Origin of the sequence: Mycobacterium sp. GA-1285 (assembly GCF_001499905.1) — a bacterium.
Lineage (GTDB): Bacteria > Actinomycetota > Actinomycetes > Mycobacteriales > Mycobacteriaceae > Mycobacterium.
The window spans coordinates 80,302-96,676 of sequence record NZ_LQIS01000045.1; the positions used below are offsets into that span (position 1 = coordinate 80,302).

Consider the following 16,375-nt stretch of genomic DNA (forward strand, 5'->3'; position numbering starts at 1 on the left):
GGCGATGAGCCACACCCGGGTTTCGAAGACACTCGCGCTGATCGCGGCCGCCGCACTGCTGCTCGGGGGGTGCGGCCGGGACCACGAACCGAAGCCGACGGTTCAGCCGCCTACCACGCAGGCCGAAGTTTCCCCGGCCGCCGTGGACTTCGCCAGGTCGCTCGCGCAGCGGACCTCCGCCGATGCCATGTATCAGCATCTTGTCCGGCTGCAGGAGATCGCCGACGACAACGACGGTAACCGAGCGCTGGGCACATCGGGTTACGACGCCAGCGTCGACTACGTTGCTAATACCCTGCGGGACAGTGGTTTCGACGTGCAGACGCCGGAGTTCGAGGTGCGGCTGCCGTTCGCCGACGAACCCGCCCTGAGCGTCGGTGGCGCCGCAGTCAAGGCCAAACCGCTGAATTTCACGATCGGTACGCCCCCGGGCGGTGTGGCTGGCCGACTGGTGCTCGCCCGCGTCGAGGACAGCCCGGGATGCTCGGTCTCCGACTACGACGGCTTGCCCGTCGAAGGTGCCGTCGTGCTCGTTGACCGCGGCACCTGCCAGTTCTCGGACAAGGAAAAGGCGGCGGCCGATCGCGGCGCTGTGGCGTTGATCGTCGCCAACAACGAGGACAACGACGAGATGGGCGGCACGCTCGGCGAAGACACGCAGGTGCGAATTCCGGTCGTCAGCGTCACCAAGGTCGAAGGGGAACGGCTACGGGCCGCGCCCGGCGAGGCGACGCTCAAGCTCAATGCCGGTGTGCGCAGGGAGCGAACCCGCAACGTCATCGCTCAGACCACGACCGGTGACACCCACAACGTCGTGATGGCCGGTGCACATCTGGACAGCGTCCCGGCGGGCCCGGGCATCAACGACAACGGGTCCGGTGTGGCGGCCGTGCTGGAGTCCGCAGTTCAGTTGGGTGGTTCCCCCGACGTCCGCAACGCGGTACGGTTCGGTTTCTGGGGTGCGGAGGAGGTCGGGTTGTTCGGATCGAACAACTATCTGGAGACGCTGGATCTCGATGCTCTCAAGGACATCTCGCTCTATCTGAACTTCGACATGGTCGCCTCACCCAATCCCGGCTACTTCACCTACGACGGGAACCAGTCTCTGCCGCCCGACGAGGAAGGCGCCGTCGTTCGGGTGCCCGAGGGGGCGGCGGGCGTGGAACGCACGTTGGTGGACTTCCTCGACGCGGCCGGAAAACCGGCCGAGGACACCAGCTTCGACGGTCGCTCCGACTACGACGGTTTCACCCTGGCGGGCATTCCGGCAGGTGGCACCTTTTCGGGCGGCGAGGCCAAGATGACGCCGGAGCAAGCCGAGGTGTGGGGTGGCGAGCCGGATCAGCCGTTCGATCCCAACTACCACAAGGAATCGGACAACCTGGAGCACATCGATCGCACCGCACTCGGCATTCACGGGTCCGGTGTCGCTTACGCCGTCGGCATCTACGCCCAGGACCAGGGTGGGCCGAATGGAATTCCCACCCGTGATCTCCGCGTCCGTCACCCGCTCGCGTCATGAAGACGTGGGCGGCCAGCGTCGGAGCTGTCATCGGTGTCGTAGCGGCCATGACCTCGTGCTCGTCGCCGGAGCCGACACCGCCGTCGCCCCAGGAGGTGGCCGACGAAGTCACCACCGACGCGATGTTCACCCACCTGCAGAGGCTGCAGGAGATCGCCGACACCAACGGCGGTAACCGCGCCAACGGCAAGCCAGGCTACGACGCCACCGTCGATTATGTTGCACAGTTCCTGCGCGACAAGGGATTCGACGTTCAAACGCCGGAGTTCGAACTGCTCGACCGTAGTCAGGGCGGCAACCCGTCGATGCGGGTGGGCGGGCGCGAATATCCCGTCGACCAGGCCTCCCTGTTGATCACCACGCCGCAGGGCGGGTTGAACGCCGTGACCCTTCGGCCGACCAAGCCTGCCGGCTGCCGGGCTGCCGACTACGACGGCACCTCGGTGCGCGGCGCGATCGCCGTCGTCGACGACACGGGATGCTCGGTGGTCGCCAAACAGAATGCGGCCGTGTCGGAGGGCGCCGTCGGCCTCCTCGTCGTCAGCTCGCCGGATGGCGGCGGGAGCCCGGCCGGCCTGTTCACCCCCGGCTACTACCAGGATCTGACCGTGCCCGTCGGGGTGATCGGCCGCGACGCCGACACCGCTCTACGGCGGAGCTCGGCACCGGTGCGGCTCGTGCTCGACCGCGAGCCGGTCATGAAGAAGACCCGAAACCTCGTGGCGCAGACCAAGACCGGCGATGCCCGCAACGTCGTGCTGGCGGGCGCGCACCTGGACAGCTCGGCTGCCAGCCCCGGTGTGAACGACGACGGGACGGGCATTGCGGCGCTGCTGGAGACGGCGGCCGCACTGGGCCCGCAGCCCCAAATCAGGAACGCTGTGCGCTTCGTGTTCTGGGCTTCCGAAGAGAACGGGCTGGCCGGACCGACGAGATACGTGCAGGGACTGTCGCCCGACGAACTCCGCGACATCGCACTGTATCTGGGCTTCGACATGCTCGGTTCGCCCAATGCCGGCTACTTCACCTACGACGGCGACCAGTCGGCCCAGCCCAACCCGGCGATCCCCGCACAGTCGGTACCCACGGGTTCGGCCGGTATCGAACGGACGCTGGCCGGTTACCTCAACACCGCGGGGGTGCGGCCCGCCGACATGCCACTGAGCGAATTCACCGACTATTACCCATTTCTCGCCGCCGGAGTGCCGATCGGCGGTCTGACGGCCGGCTCGTCGCAGCGCAAGAGCGAGATACAGGCCCGGCTCTGGGGTGGCCGGGCGGGGGTCCCCTTCGACCCGAACTACCGGACCAAGCGGGACACCGTCGAGAACGTCAACCGAGATGCGCTGTCGGTTCTTGGGCCGGCGGTCGCCTACGTCGTCGCGGGCTACGCGCAGTCGATCGACGGCGTCAACGGCGTTCCGCCCCGGGATCAGCGGCAGCGGACCGCTCGCTAACCTGTCGGGATCGACGCGCTGTCAGGTCGGTTCGATCACGGTCTGAAACGGTAAGCCAACGCACCCACCAGCACCACGCAAACGCCGGCCAGGATCGACGGTCCCGGAAGCAGGAACGCCAGCACCACGCATCCCGCCAGCCCGATCGCCGGGACCGTTCGGCGGCCGAGGGTCCAGGCCGACGCGTTGGCGATCGCGTAGTAGACGAGCACGGTGAACGACGAGAACCCGATCGCGGTGCGGACATCCACGGTGGCGGCCAGCGTGGCCACCAGGACGCCGACGGCCACCTCGGCGCGGTGTGGGCTGCCGAATCTCGGGTGGACGTGCGACAACGTGTGGGGCAGGTGGCGGTCGCGCGCCATCGCCAGCGTCGTGCGCGACACCCCGAGGCTGAGCGCCAACAGCGACCCGAGCGCGGCCACCGCCGCACCGACCCGCACGACTGGCTCGAGAGCCGGGAAGCCGGCGGAGGTCACCGCGTCGGCGAGTGGCGCTGTGGCCGAAGCCGTTGCCGCACTACCCAGTTCGGCCAGAACGGCGGTGGCGACGAGCGCGTACACCACCAGCGTGATGGCCAGCGCCAACGGTATCGCGCGGGGGATGCTGCGGGCCGGATCGCGGACCTCTTCGCCCAGTGTCGCGATCCGCGCGTAGCCCGCGAACGCGAAGAACAACAATCCGGCGGCCTGCAGCACGCCGCCGACGGAGACGTCGGGGCCGATCGACAACCGGCTCGACTCGACCTCCCCGAAACCGAGGACCGTCACCACCACGGTGCCCAGCACCGCCAGCACCACACCGACGATGACGCGCGTCAGCAGCGCCGACTTGTGGATGCCTGCGTAGTTCAGCGCTGTCAGCGCCGCGACCGCTCCGACCGCGACCCCACGGGCCGCCTCGGGCCACACGTAGTAGCCGACGGTGAGCGCGATCGCAGCGCACGAAGCGGTCTTGCCGACGATGAAACTCCACCCCGCGGTGTAACCCCAGAACTCGCCGAGGCGCTCACGCCCGTAGACGTAGGTACCGCCGGACTTCGGGTACCGCGCGGCGAGCCGGGCGGACGAGGTGGCGTTGCAGTAGGCCACGACGGCGGCCACGACGAGGCCGATCAGCAGTCCCGAACCGGCCGCAGCGGCGGCGGGCCCGACGGCGACGAAGATGCCCGCGCCCATCATCGAACCCAGCCCGATCACGACCGCGTCGAAGGTTCCCAGCCGGCGTGGGAGTCCGGGGCCGGCCGGCGTGCTCACGCCGGAATGCTAGATCAGGCCCGGTGGTGATGCGGGTGCAACGACTCGCGGGCGGAGGTCGTCGCTGAGGCGACGAGCGTCACGAGCACCCCGGCACCGCCGAGCACGGCCAGCGGGACCGTCCACAGCCGTCGCATCAGCAGCGCCGACTCGCACTGCTCGACGTAGTTGGTGTCGCCGCTGGCCGCGGCCGCCTGTGTCAGGTCCGTGAGATATCCCGTCCCGCAATTGACCTGCCAGCCGTACTGGTCGTAGCTGTCGAGAAACACCGGAAAGTTCATCGCCAGCAGCGCAGCGCCCAACACGACGCCGGCGATGATCCCGGTCCAGGCGAGGCGGTGGTGGTGATCGGACAAGGTGTTCCCCCGTTCATGTCATGCAGACGTCGGAAAACAACAGCACCGGCCACGAGACGATCGACCCCAGATACGAAACCACCAGGTCGGCACCGGTCATCCGCTGCAGGTGTTCGGTGTGGGTGGTCGACCAGAACACGCCGATCAACAGGTACGGCGTGCCCAGGACGAGGGCCGCCGTAATCAACTCCCCGATCGTGACCTGAAAGCCCAGTAGCTTGCGGAGCGCGCCGAACACCCCATTATGTTAATCGTCATTCTCCATGGTTTGGCAAGTTTGGATCAACACCGGCACTCGTGCCGGACGGGTATGGACGAGCTCACTCCGATATCGTGTCTGCCATGTCGCGCACTCGGCCGGCGAGCGGTGACGCGGTCCGGCGCCGGCCGAAGGACCGCAAGGCCCAGATCGCCCGGGCATCCGCCGAGGCGTTCAGCACCCTGGGCTTCTACGGCGTGAGCATGGAGTCGATCGCATCGCGGGTCGGGATCACGGCCGCCGCCCTGTACCGGCACTATGCAAGCAAGTACGACCTGTTCCGCGACGCCGTGCTGAACCTCGGACAGCAACTCGTGGATGCCACCGCGTTCATCGACGAGACCGATCTGGAGGACCCACAACGGGAACTGGGCCGGCTGGTGGCCGCGCTCACCGAGACCGCGATGGCGAACCGGGAGTCGGGTGGGCTGTATCGCTGGGAGGCCCGATACCTCCGGGGCGACGACCAAGCGTCGCTGATCGCGCAGATGCGCACCGTCAACCGCCGCATCCAACGCCCCATCCACGCGATGCGCCCGGATCTGACCTCGCGGCAACGGTGGACCTTGTCCATCGCGGTCCTGTCGGTGATCGGCAGCATCGTCGACCATCGCGCGAAGCTTCCCACCGTCCAGGTGCGGGTACTGCTCTCCGACCTCGCAAAGTCGCTGGCCGCCACAGAACTGCCCGATGACGATGACGTCGTCGCTGAGCAACCGGTCGCACCGGTTTCCACCGTCGTCGAGCCGTCGAGATACGAAGCGTTGCTCAACGAGTCCATGCGCTTGTTCAACATCAAGGGATACCGCGACACGGGGATGGAGGACATCGCCGCGGCCGTCGGCATGCCGGCCTCGGGGATCTACCGGTACTTCGCAGGCAAAAGCGACATCCTTGCGGCGGCGTTCCGGCGGGCCGCCGACCGGCTCTCAGAGGAGTTGACGGCGATCACCGGCTCGATCGCAGATCCCGAGGACGCACTGAGCGCGGTCATCGATGCCTACGTAGCCAGATCGTTCGCGCATCCCGAACTCGACCACGTCTACTACTCCGAGCGGCTCAACATGTCGCCGACCGATCAGAAGATCTTGCGAAACATGCAGCGCACCACCGTGGAATCGGTGGTGGAGTTGGTGGTCGCCGTGCGCTCGGAGTGGACACCGGCCCAGGCCCGGTTCGCCGTGCACGCGGCCATGGCGTTGGTGATCGACCTGGGCCGGTTGATGCGGTACGAGAACTCGCCGCAGAACCTGGCGATTCTGAAGCGGCTGCTGGATGTGACTCTGTTGGGCCGCTACCGGTTACGCGCGACGTTGCCCGCCAAGTAGGCGAGGTAGCCGACGGTTCCGAGGACCGCGAATTTGCGGGTCTTGCGGGCGGCCAGACCAAGGCCCAGTACGGTCTCGATGGCGCCGTTGAGGTAGATGAACTCGCGCGTGTTGTGCGGGAAGGCCTGTATGGTCACCGACTCGAACAGTTCGGGTTTGGCGAAGTGCGCGAGCCCGGCGCCGGCGAGGCCCAGGCCGGCCAGCGTGGCCGCGCGCGAACCGCTGCTCGATTCCTGAAGTGACACAGCCGTTGTTCCTCTCTGATCACGAAATTCGATAGTCGCTCAGAGGATACTGTGACGCCTCTTTGATGGCTTTACGGGTCGATACCGGCTGGAGCAACGTGGCCTCGCCGTTGGGGTCGAAATAGTATGACCGCGAACCCGCGCAGTTGCCTGCCATGAACACCGAGTTGGCCATGAGCTCGGTCATCCGCTCCAGGTAGCGAGTGTTGGCTTCCTCGGTGACCTCGAATGTCGTTGCACCCCGGCGCTTCATCTCACCGAATAGCCGATCCATATGGCGCATCTGATATTCCATCGAGTTGAAGAAGTTCAGCCCGAGGAACGCAAAGGGGCTCGCCAGACTCAGATAGTTGGGGAAGTAGGGCACCGTGACGCCCTGATAAGCCTGAAACCTTGTGTCGCGCCACCACTTCCCCAGGTTGCGCCCCTTACGCCCGATTACTTCGATCGCAGGGAAGTTCGCCTCCCACAAATCGAAGCCCGTCGCCAGAACGAGCGTGTCGATCTGTGTCTTCGTTCCGTCGGCGGCAACGACACCGTCGGCTTCGATGCGCTCGATCCCCGAATTCTGCAGATGCACATTCGGTTTGGTGAACACACGGTAGTAGCTGTTGGAGAACGTCGGGCGCTTGCAGCCGAAATCGTAGTCGGGGGTCAACTGCTTGCGGAGCTCGCGATCGCGCACGGAGAAGAACCGGTGCATCTTGGCCACGTCGGACGCCGCGATGTTCAGGCGCCGGAACAGAAGCTGTCGGTGACGCAGGCCGACGAAGAGAAAGAACTCGTATATCGCGTCGGTGACGGCCCGAAGCGCCCGCTGCGTCAGCGGGACCCGGGAGAACAGTCGCTTGACACCGTCGGGGATCGGGAAGTCGAGTCTGGGCACCACCCACACCGGTGTGCGCTGGTAGACCGTCAGGTCGGCCGCCTTCTTCGCGAGTTCCGGAATCAGCTGCACGGCGGTCGCACCGGTGCCGATGATCGCCACCCGACGGCCGTCGAAGTCGTATGCGTCGTCCCACGCGGTGGTGTGCATGATCCTGCCGGCGAAACCGGTGATCCCGGGGATATCGGGTGTGTGCGGCTGCGACAGGAACCCGGTGGCTGTGATCAGGTAACGCGCGGACAGCGTCTCGCCACCGGCCAACGCGACCCGCCACACCGCGACCTCCTCATCCCAGCGGGCACCTTCGACGAGCGTGTTGAACCGCATGTGCCGACGCACGTCGTACTTCGCGGCGACGTCAGCGGCGTACTGCTTGATCTCGTCGCCGGTGGAGTACAGCCGCGACCAGTTCGGATTGGGCTCGAAGTAGTACGAGTAAGTGGTCGTCGGCACATCGACCGCCAGCCCCGGGTAGCGGTTGACGTGCCAGGTGCCTCCCAGGTCGTCCTCGCGATCGAGGATGACGAAGTTCTCATAACCCATCCGCTTGAGCTGGATGGCGGCTCCTATCCCCCCGAAACCGGCGCCCACGATGACGACGTCGAGTAGTTCCGAAGTCATGAGAAAAACGGTACCTCAGGTACCGGGCACTATCGGGGAGGCCTCAGCCCTTGAGCGAGCCGCTCCGTGGCGGGTCGAGCGTCGCGATACAGGTCACGGCCCGGTCGCCCTGCTCCCAGGTTTCGGCCGTGGGATAGAGCACATACAGCTGAACGGAACTGTCCGTCATAGCGTCCGGCGCGTAGGCGGCCAGTTCGGGACTGCACTTCTCGGCGTATGCATCGATCGCCGCTTGACCTGGGAAGTCGCCGTCGGGCATCTGGAGCACCGCGAAGACCTCACCGGCGTGGACCTCGTCGCATCCGACCGTCTTCACGGTCAGCACCCGGGTGTTGTCCGGAATCTCGGCCAGGCAGTCGCCCTCCTTGACGTCGGTCGCGGTCACCGTGCCGTTACCGATGAGGAAGTACACCAGCAGGGCGACGGCGAGCCCCGCCACCCACAACGCCGACAGCACCAGGCCCGCGATCGCCAACCCCCGGCCGCCCTGACCTTCCCTGGCCTTTCTCAAGCCGACGACGCCGCAGACGACGCTGATCAGAACTCCGCCGAGCAGGCCGAAGATCAGCGAGACGATGGCCCACCAGTTCGTGGGGCGCTGTTGGGGCGGCGCGTAGTAGGACTCCTGCTGCGCATACGGGGGAGGCGGCGGTGGCGGATAACTCGGTGGTGGCGGCGGAGGGTAAGCGGGCCCGGACGGTGGGTACGGACCGGATGGCTGACCGCCGTAGGGCGGCGGTGGTCCGTACGGCGGACCCGGCGGCGTTGTCACGCGGCAACCGTATCGCGGTCATCGCCTTCGAGCCGCGGATCGAACCCCGAGCACTCGCTTGTCGCCATCGCCACGCCGGCCACCGCGGTGACCACCCTGTGGCTAGGAGGCACCCGTCAACCGTAATGCCGCGTCGACCGCCAGCGCGGGCACATCGAGTGTCTTGGAGGCCAGATCATGCCGGGCTCCGGTGATCTCGACGACCTCGGCGCGTGCGCCGATCAGCTCGGCGGCGGACCGCAGTTCGTCGATCGAGCCGAACGGGTCGGCGGTGCCGTGCGTGAACACCGTCGGAACCGCGATACGCGGAAGGTGTTCGGTGCGGGCGCGTTCCGGCTTGCCGGGCGGATGCAGCGGGTACGAGAACAGCGTCAGCACATCGATGTCGGCAGCCCCATCGGCCACCGCCATCGATGTCATCCGGCCGCCGTAGGAGTGCCCGCCCGCGATGACCGGACCATCGGCGAGCCTGCGGGCGAGCTGGATCGCCTCGATCACTCCGGCCTGGTCGGCCTTCGCGGATCCGGACGGCGGGCCCTTCGGTCGGCGGCGCCGGTACGGCAGGTTGTATCGCACCGCAAGCCATCCGCGTCCGGCCCACTCGTCACAGAGCCTCACGAGCAGCGGCGCTTCCCTGCTGCCGCCGGCGCCATGGGTGAGGACGACGACACCGGCGGGGTCTGCGTCCGGCTCGTGCGCGACACCGGCAATCGGCTCGAGGTTCACTCGGACAGCCGGAACAGCGCCGACACCGGACCGTGGCCGTGTCCCAATGGGTAAGCCGCACGCAGACATTCGGTCACCCAGCGCTTGCCGAACGCGACCGCGTCGGGTACCGGGTAACCGTGTGCCAGCGCGCCGGCGATGGCTGCGGCCAACGTGTCCCCGGCGCCGTGGTCGTGGCCGGTGTCTATTCGGGTGGCGTCGTATTCGTGGAATTCGGTGCCGTCGAAAAGCAAGTCGGGACTCTGCGCCGATGCCCGCAGGTGCCCGCCCTTCACCAAGGCCCACCGCGGTCCGAGGGCGTGCAGCGCGCGGGCCGCCTCGCGCTGGGATGAGTGGTCGACGACCTCTATACCCGTGAGCAGACGCACCTCGTCGAGGTTCGGCGTCACCAGCGTCGCCAGCGGAAATAGCTGCGTTCGAAGCGAATTCAGCGCACTGGGATGCAACAGCGGATCGCCGTGCATGGAGGCGCACACCGGGTCGACGACCAAGGGCACCGTACCGGCCAAGCCTTGTGCGCGCCAGGTCTCGGTGACGGTGTCGATGATGTCTGACGACGCCAACATTCCCGTCTTGGCCGCCTGTATCCCGATGTCGGAGGCCACCGCTTCGATCTGTCCCGCGATGACGTCGAGCGGGATCTCGTGAAACCCTTTGACCCCGACGGAGTTCTGTACCGTCACCGCGGTGACCGCAACCAGGCCGTGCACCCCGAGCAGAGCGAACGTGCGCATGTCGGCCTGGATTCCGGCACCTCCGCCGGAATCGGATCCGGCGATCGTCATCACCCGCACGGGTGTGGCGCCGGGCGGGGGCAGTGGCAGGTAGCTCATGCCAGGGGCAGGTACACGCGGTTGCCGTGTTCGGCGAATTCGCGTGACTTCTCGGCCATACCCATCTCCATCGCGGCTTCGATCGCCTCCTCGCTGTCGAGTCCGTGCTTGGCGGCATATTCGCGCACGTCTTGCGTGATGCGCATGGAGCAGAACTTCGGTCCGCACATCGAGCAGAAGTGGGCGGTCTTCGCCGGTTCGGCAGGCAGCGTCTCGTCATGGAATTCGCGTGCGGTATCGGGATCGAGTGACAGCGCGAACTGATCGTTCCAACGGAACTCGAAGCGCGCGCGGGACAACGCGTCGTCGCGCTCCTGGGCGTGGGGATGGCCCTTGGCGAGATCCGCCGCGTGCGCAGCGATCTTGTAGGCGATGACGCCGTCCTTGACGTCTTTGCGGTCGGGCAGGCCCAGGTGTTCTTTCGGGGTGACGTAGCACAGCATCGCGGTGCCGGCCTGGGCAATGATCGCCGCGCCGATGGCGCTGGTGATGTGGTCGTAGGCCGGTGCGATGTCGGTCGCCAGCGGGCCGAGGGTGTAGAACGGCGCCTCTTCGCACCACTCCTCCTCGAGCCGGACGTTCTCCACGATCTTGTGCATCGGCACGTGGCCCGGACCTTCGATCATCACCTGCACGCCATGTGATTTGGCGATCTTCGTGAGCTCGCCGAGCGTGCGCAGCTCGGCGAACTGTGCGGCGTCGTTGGCGTCGGCGATCGAGCCGGGGCGCAGACCGTCACCGAGCGAGAACGTCACGTCATAGCGTTGCAGGATGGCGCACAGCTCATCGAAGTGCGTGTAGAGGAACGATTCCCGATGGTGTGCCAGGCACCAGGCGGCCATGATGGAACCGCCGCGACTGACGATGCCGGTGACACGCTTGGCCGTCAGCGGGACGTAACGCAGCAGCACCCCCGCATGTACCGTCATGTAGTCGACGCCCTGCTCGCACTGTTCGATCACGGTGTCGCGGTACAGTTCCCAGGTCAGCGCTGCGGGCTCGCCGTTGACCTTCTCCAACGCCTGGTAGATCGGAACCGTTCCGACCGGCACCGGAGAGTTGCGCAGGATCCACTCCCGGGTTGTGTGGATGTCACGACCGGTGGACAGGTCCATGATCGTGTCGGCGCCCCACCGAGTGGCCCACACCATCTTGTCAACCTCTTCGGCGATCGAACTGGTCACCGCCGAATTGCCGATGTTGGCATTGACTTTCACCGCGAACGCCTTGCCGATGATCATCGGCTCGGACTCGGGGTGATTGTGGTTCGCGGGTATGACGGCCCTGCCCGCGGCGACCTCGTCGCGAACCAGTTCGGCGGGGACGCCCTCGCGTGCGGCGATGAACGCCATCTCGGCGGTGATCTCGCCGGCGCGGGCCCGCTGCAGCTGCGTCCCGCGGTCGCGCACGACGCCGGTCCGCGCCGGTAAGCCCGCCTGCAGATCGAGGGTCACCGTCGGGTCGGTGTACGGGCCGGAGGTGTCATACAGGTCGAGGTGCTCGCCGTTGGTCAGGTGCACCCGGCGAAACGGCACCTTCGCCCCGGGCACTTCGTCGAGTTCGCGGTAGACCTTGGTGCTGCCCTGGATCGGGCCGGTGGTCACCGACGGAGTGACAGGACTGTTCGCGACATGCGTCATCTGAGCTATCTCCCTACGCCGGCATTACCCGGTCAGGTTCGTACGGTCGACGGGCCCACCCGTCCTCTCAGCGCACTGGTGTGCGCTCCCGTGTGTGGACGCCTGCCACGCTAGCGCAGACAGGGCGGAACCGGGAGGGGGTGAAGTGAGTTCGTCAGGACGGCGGATCGTCTGGACCCGGCGGTGGTGGAGGTGGTGGCTCCCAGTCGGGTGGCAGTTCTTCAGGCTCGAAGGGATCGTCGATCCAGCGGCACCACGGACTCCTGCTCGGTTCCGTTCCCTTGAACACGATCTTCAGGAAACGGGAACGGTTGCGCCACCGGCGTCCCTCGATCTCACGTCGCCGCTCCCGAACCCTGCGTCGCTGCTCGGCGTTGATCGACCAAACCTCCTTCCGACGCCAACCAGATCTGGTGGGGGTGGTTGCGGTGCGGTCGAGCCGGTACTGCTCGCGTAGCGCCTCGATGCCCTCACGAGGCGACTCCCACGTTGCGGCACCACGATCTTGCGGCGCGGATCGATCAGCCTCGGGAACCGGCCATCGCGGCGTGCGGCGGCACTGGTTCGACCGAGCGTGTTGTACATGTTCTCGTTATTTGGCGATCTTCGCCGGGTGCCCGTGCGGCAGCGACACCAGTTGTTAGAAGAACTGGCGCAGCGTCATGAGGATCCCGCGCTCGCGGAACGACTGACGATGTTCACCGCATGCGGCAGGACGATCTTCTGCCAGTCAAGGTGGGTCTTGGCGCTGTTCGGTTCGGTCATGACCACCATCATTTCATCAAGGTGAGTGCGCAAGGGAATGAATCATGCTGTCTCACTTCATATTTCAACTTCCTATCTCCCTACACAGGAGATTTTCCGGCCCTATATCTGCTGTGTACAGAGCGGAATGCCGTTCCCGCAGGTCAGTTCGGGTGCCACGAAATCGCTGCGCACCGAATTTCCCACGCCGGAAAACAGGTCCGCCAGCCGCCCCAGCCGCCCAGGCCCGAAGCGTACAACCCGTACACAACCCTTCCAGTTCGTGTCGGACAGCGGTCCTGATGGCCCCTACGCCTTCCCCCGGTGGGGTGTCTGGTCGGCCTGTGGTGGCCGTGGAGCGTCCTCCGGCGGGCGGGGGTGGGGGTTTTTGGTGCGGTCGTGCGGGTGTTGGCTCCAAGAGGGTTCCAAGGAATCTGATCGACGGTCACCTCACCGCCGCGTGAGTCGCGGTGAAAGCCGAGAGGAGGTGACCGCAATGGTTCGTCGGATGGAACGCCGCATGACCCGCGCATTCCGGTTCAAAGGATGACCGAAAAGAAACACGAAGCGACCAAGAGGAGGTGACAAGCAATGGTTCGTCGGATGGATCGCCGACTGCTCCGCTGGTTCCGGCGCAGGAATTGACCGACATGGACAACGACATCGAGAGGTGGTGATTAGCAATGGTTCGTCACATGCAGCGCCGCTTGACCCGGCATCGCAGGCGTCTGTAAGGGCACTTACGCCAAGTGAGGCAACACAGGAGGAGGTGACAAGGAATGGTTCGTCCGACGGCACGCCGCCTGACCCGACATCGCCGTAGGCACGGCTGACCGCTGTGCACTGAGCAATCAAGAGCGGGAGGTGGTGATTAGCAATGGTTCGTCGGATGGAACGCCGCCTGACCCGACATCGCAGGCGGATGTGAGGGCACATGCGCCAAGTGAGGCAACAGAGGAGGGGGTGACAAGCAATGGTTCGTCGGATGGATCGCCGACTGCTCCGCTGGTTCCGGCGCAGGGGTTGACCGACATGGACAACGACATCGAGAGGTGGTGATTAGCAATGGTTCGTCGGATGGAACGCCGCCTGACCCGGTGGCGTATGCGCAGGTACTGAGAGAAGCCCACGGCGAGCGTCCGTGAGTTCTTCTTGCGCTGCGAGCCTTCTTCGCGACAGCGACCGGGGCCTCCTGTGCGCCGGTCGCTGTCGGGAGCGGGAGCGGGCAGCGTGAGCGCGGACCCGGTCGTCCTCGCGCGCGTCGGCTGCGGCCTGAACGCGGCGGGCACGGTCGGCGTCAGTCGATGTCGACGCGGCGCGCACAGCGTCGACATCGGTGTGCGACTATTCCAGAGCTCCGCTGACAAGTCTCGGTCACGCCAGTTCGATGAGCACCGGGGCGTGATCGCTGGGCGCGCCGATGCGGTCTTTCCCGCTCTTGCGTTCGTCCCGGACGATCTCGGCGTGCGTGACGCGTTCGGCCAGCGCGGGTGAACCGAGGATGAAGTCGATCCGCATACCGCGGTTCTTCGGGAACCGCAGCTGGGTGTAGTCCCAGTAGGTGTAGACACCCGGACCGGGAGTGAACGGCCGCACCACATCGGCGAAACCCGCTTCCACCACCGCGTTGAACGCCTCGCGTTCGGGTGCGGTGACGTGAGTGCTGCCCTGGTAGAACTCGACGCTCCAGACGTCCTCGTCGGTCGGCGCGATGTTCCAGTCGCCGACGAGCGCGATGTGTGCGGCCGGATCGTCGGACAACCATTTGTGTGCTGTATCGCGAAGCGCATCAAGCCATTTCAGCTTGTACGCGTAATGCGGTGAGCCGACGAACCGGCCGTTGGGCACGTACAGGCTCCACACCCGGACACCGTTGCAGGTGGCGCCGAGCGCACGTGCTTCCGCCGCCGCCTCCACTTCGGGCTTGTCACTCCAGGTCGGCTGGTCGTCGAACCCCACCTGCACGTCGTCGATGCCGACTCGGGACGCGATCGCCACGCCGTTCCACTGGTTGAAGCCGCAGTGGACCACTTCGTATCCGGCGGCGAGAAACGGCATGACCGGGAACTGCTCGTCGTTGCATTTGGTCTCCTGCATCGCCAGCACGTCGACGTCGGCCCGCTCGAGCCAATCGGTGACCCGTTCGACCCGCGCCCGAATCGAGTTGACGTTCCAGGTGGCGATCCGCATGGCCTACAGGCTACGAGCGTCGACATAGCGGCTGTGGTGCTGCGTCGAGAAATCCATCGACCTATAGAGACCGCGGGCCACCTCGTTGTCGACAAGCACCTGTGCGTAGCCGCGGGTTGCTCCCCGCTGGGTCCCCCAGTGCAACAGCGTCGAACACAGTGCGCGCGCCAGGCCCCGGCCGCGGGCCCGCTCGTCGACCCGCACCGCCGACAACCCGACCCATCGCCCGCCATCCGGCGCCGTCGTCACCGCGGCCCTGCCGACCGCCGCGCCGGCGATGGTCGCGAATGCAACCTCGCCGTCGACGACCGCAGTCAGCACGTCGACAGGCACATCGCGCTGGTATAGACGCAGCCATTCGCCGTCGGGCGCGGGAGTCAGCGCCACCGACTCATTAACGGTCACCTCGCGCAGTTCGCTTGTCAGCACTGCGGTTTCGAGGTGTCCCGGCAGGTCGGCGAGGCGGAACAGCCGGTCGGGCACCGACAGCCACGGCGTGAGGTTTCGTTCGGCGTAGAAGTCGATGATCGTGGGAAGCGCCGAGGCATCGGCGTCGAATCCCAGCGGCACAGCGGAATTCGCGCGATGCGTGTGCCCGTGCGCGGCGCGCAGCAGCCAGCCGTCGACCCACGTCTGCTCGATTCCCGGCCACCCGAGCGCGGCGGCGTGTTCGACTTTGCGAATATCGGCAGTGCGCAACGGTTTCGGTGGAAGCGCCTTGAGGACGACGACGTCACCGGCGTCGACGTCGACTATCTCGCCGCGCTTGGTGCGCACCCGCAGCTTCGGATGGTCGGTGAGCAGGTGACCGATCACGTCGGTGAACGGGGGTTCGGAGCCGGCGGGTAGGCGGTAGCGGATGATCACCCGCGTCCCCGTCGGAGGTACCTGCATCAGTGACCGAACGGATCGGGATCCTTACCGGGCATCCACGACAACCCGGGCACCCCCCAGCCGTGCGACTTCACCGCACGCTTGGCGCTGCGCGCATGCCTTCCGATCAACCGGTCCAGATAAAGGAAGCCGTCGAGGTGGCCCGTCTCGTGCTGCAGCATCCGGGCGAACAGATCGGTGCCCTCGATGGAAATCGGGTTGCCGTCGGCGTCCAGGCCCGTCACCCGTGCCCAGTCGGCCCGCCCAGTCGGGAACGACTCCCCGGGCACCGAAAGACAACCCTCGTCGTCGTCGTCCGGATCGGGCATGGTCTCGGGCACCTCGGAGGTCTCCAACACCGGATTGACGACCACACCGCGGCGGCGGGTGACACGACCGCGCGCGTCCGCACAGTGGTAGACGAACACCCGCTTGGACACCCCGATCTGGTTCGCGGCCAAGCCAACCCCGTTCGCGGCGTCCATCGTGTCGAACAGGTCGGCGATCAAGTCCGCGAGATCGGCGGGCAGTGAACCGTCCTCGCCTACCTGCACCGGCTCGGTGGCTTTGTGCAGGACGGGATCTCCTACGATGCGGATCGGAACGACTGCCATGCGGAAAATCTTAATTCGGGAATGCTTGCCGCCCGACTCGCGGGCATGTCGAA

The 16,375-nt window shown here is 66.3% G+C and carries 15 protein-coding genes and 1 riboswitch; of the genes, 3 read left to right on the top strand and 12 right to left on the bottom strand.

Annotation, left to right across the window (positions count from 1 at the left end):
* Positions 1–4 precede the first annotated feature (4 nt).
* A complete protein-coding gene (locus AU193_RS17805; protein ID WP_064423697.1) occupies positions 5–1,522 on the top strand; it encodes a M28 family metallopeptidase in 1,518 nt (505 codons plus the stop codon).
* The gene (locus AU193_RS17810) at positions 1,519–2,979 is read left to right on the top strand and encodes a M28 family peptidase (RefSeq protein WP_064423698.1); all 1,461 of its coding nucleotides are present in this window, start codon (positions 1,519–1,521) and stop codon (positions 2,977–2,979) included. The genes AU193_RS17805 and AU193_RS17810 overlap by 4 nt, the downstream gene beginning before the upstream one ends.
* Before the next feature lie 35 nt (positions 2,980–3,014).
* On the opposite strand, the gene AU193_RS17815 is transcribed toward AU193_RS17810, so the two are convergent.
* The 3 genes from AU193_RS17815 to AU193_RS17825 are packed head-to-tail and all read right to left on the bottom strand — an operon-like array spanning position 3,015 to position 4,829.
* On the bottom strand, positions 3,015–4,235 hold the full coding sequence (locus AU193_RS17815; RefSeq protein ID WP_064423699.1) for an APC family permease: 1,221 nt from the start codon (positions 4,233–4,235) through the stop codon (positions 3,015–3,017).
* A gap of 14 nt (positions 4,236–4,249) precedes the next feature.
* The gene (locus AU193_RS17820; protein WP_064423700.1) at positions 4,250–4,591 is read right to left on the bottom strand and encodes a hypothetical protein; all 342 of its coding nucleotides are present in this window, start codon (positions 4,589–4,591) and stop codon (positions 4,250–4,252) included.
* A gap of 13 nt (positions 4,592–4,604) precedes the next feature.
* Positions 4,605–4,829, bottom strand: a complete 225-nt coding sequence (locus AU193_RS17825; protein WP_064423701.1) for a hypothetical protein — start codon at positions 4,827–4,829, stop codon at positions 4,605–4,607.
* 104 nt (positions 4,830–4,933) lie between these two features.
* Here AU193_RS17825 and AU193_RS17830 point away from each other — a divergent pair, with 104 nt between their 5' ends.
* Entirely contained in the window at positions 4,934–6,178 is a 1,245-nt protein-coding gene (locus tag AU193_RS17830; RefSeq protein WP_064423702.1) for a TetR/AcrR family transcriptional regulator, read from the top strand.
* Here AU193_RS17830 and AU193_RS17835 read toward each other — a convergent pair.
* The 9 genes from AU193_RS17835 to AU193_RS17875 all read right to left on the bottom strand — a co-directional run bounded on the left by AU193_RS17835 (position 6,145) and on the right by AU193_RS17875 (position 16,322).
* On the bottom strand, positions 6,145–6,423 hold the full coding sequence (locus AU193_RS17835; RefSeq protein WP_064423703.1) for a hypothetical protein: 279 nt from the start codon (positions 6,421–6,423) through the stop codon (positions 6,145–6,147). The genes AU193_RS17830 and AU193_RS17835 overlap by 34 nt on opposite strands.
* A 19-nt stretch (positions 6,424–6,442) precedes the next feature.
* The gene (locus tag AU193_RS17840) at positions 6,443–7,930 is read right to left on the bottom strand and encodes an NAD(P)/FAD-dependent oxidoreductase (RefSeq protein ID WP_064423704.1); all 1,488 of its coding nucleotides are present in this window, start codon (positions 7,928–7,930) and stop codon (positions 6,443–6,445) included.
* A 43-nt stretch (positions 7,931–7,973) separates the two neighbouring features.
* The gene (locus AU193_RS17845; RefSeq protein WP_064423705.1) at positions 7,974–8,702 is read right to left on the bottom strand and encodes a DUF4190 domain-containing protein; all 729 of its coding nucleotides are present in this window, start codon (positions 8,700–8,702) and stop codon (positions 7,974–7,976) included.
* 102 nt (positions 8,703–8,804) lie between these two features.
* Complete coding sequence (locus tag AU193_RS17850; RefSeq protein ID WP_064423706.1) at positions 8,805–9,428, bottom strand: alpha/beta family hydrolase; 624 nt, start codon at positions 9,426–9,428, stop codon at positions 8,805–8,807.
* Positions 9,425–10,261, bottom strand: a complete 837-nt coding sequence (thiD, locus tag AU193_RS17855) for a bifunctional hydroxymethylpyrimidine kinase/phosphomethylpyrimidine kinase (RefSeq protein ID WP_064423707.1) — start codon at positions 10,259–10,261, stop codon at positions 9,425–9,427. Before thiD ends, AU193_RS17850 begins: the two co-directional genes overlap by 4 nt.
* Positions 10,258–11,901, bottom strand: coding sequence for a phosphomethylpyrimidine synthase ThiC (gene thiC, locus AU193_RS17860; protein WP_064423708.1), 1,644 nt, complete (start codon positions 11,899–11,901; stop codon positions 10,258–10,260). Before thiC ends, thiD begins: the two co-directional genes overlap by 4 nt.
* A riboswitch (TPP riboswitch) is annotated at positions 11,895–12,003 on the bottom strand. (Overlaps the previous gene by 7 nt.)
* Positions 12,004–14,019: 2,016 nt before the next feature.
* Positions 14,020–14,835 (bottom strand): exodeoxyribonuclease III, encoded by an 816-nt coding sequence (locus AU193_RS17865; protein ID WP_064423709.1) that lies wholly within the window; start codon positions 14,833–14,835, stop codon positions 14,020–14,022.
* 3 nt (positions 14,836–14,838) lie between these two features.
* The gene (locus tag AU193_RS17870) at positions 14,839–15,729 is read right to left on the bottom strand and encodes a GNAT family N-acetyltransferase (protein ID WP_064423710.1); all 891 of its coding nucleotides are present in this window, start codon (positions 15,727–15,729) and stop codon (positions 14,839–14,841) included.
* Positions 15,729–16,322, bottom strand: coding sequence for a peptide deformylase (locus AU193_RS17875; protein ID WP_064423711.1), 594 nt, complete (start codon positions 16,320–16,322; stop codon positions 15,729–15,731). The genes AU193_RS17870 and AU193_RS17875 overlap by 1 nt, the downstream gene beginning before the upstream one ends.
* Positions 16,323–16,375 lie beyond the last annotated feature (53 nt).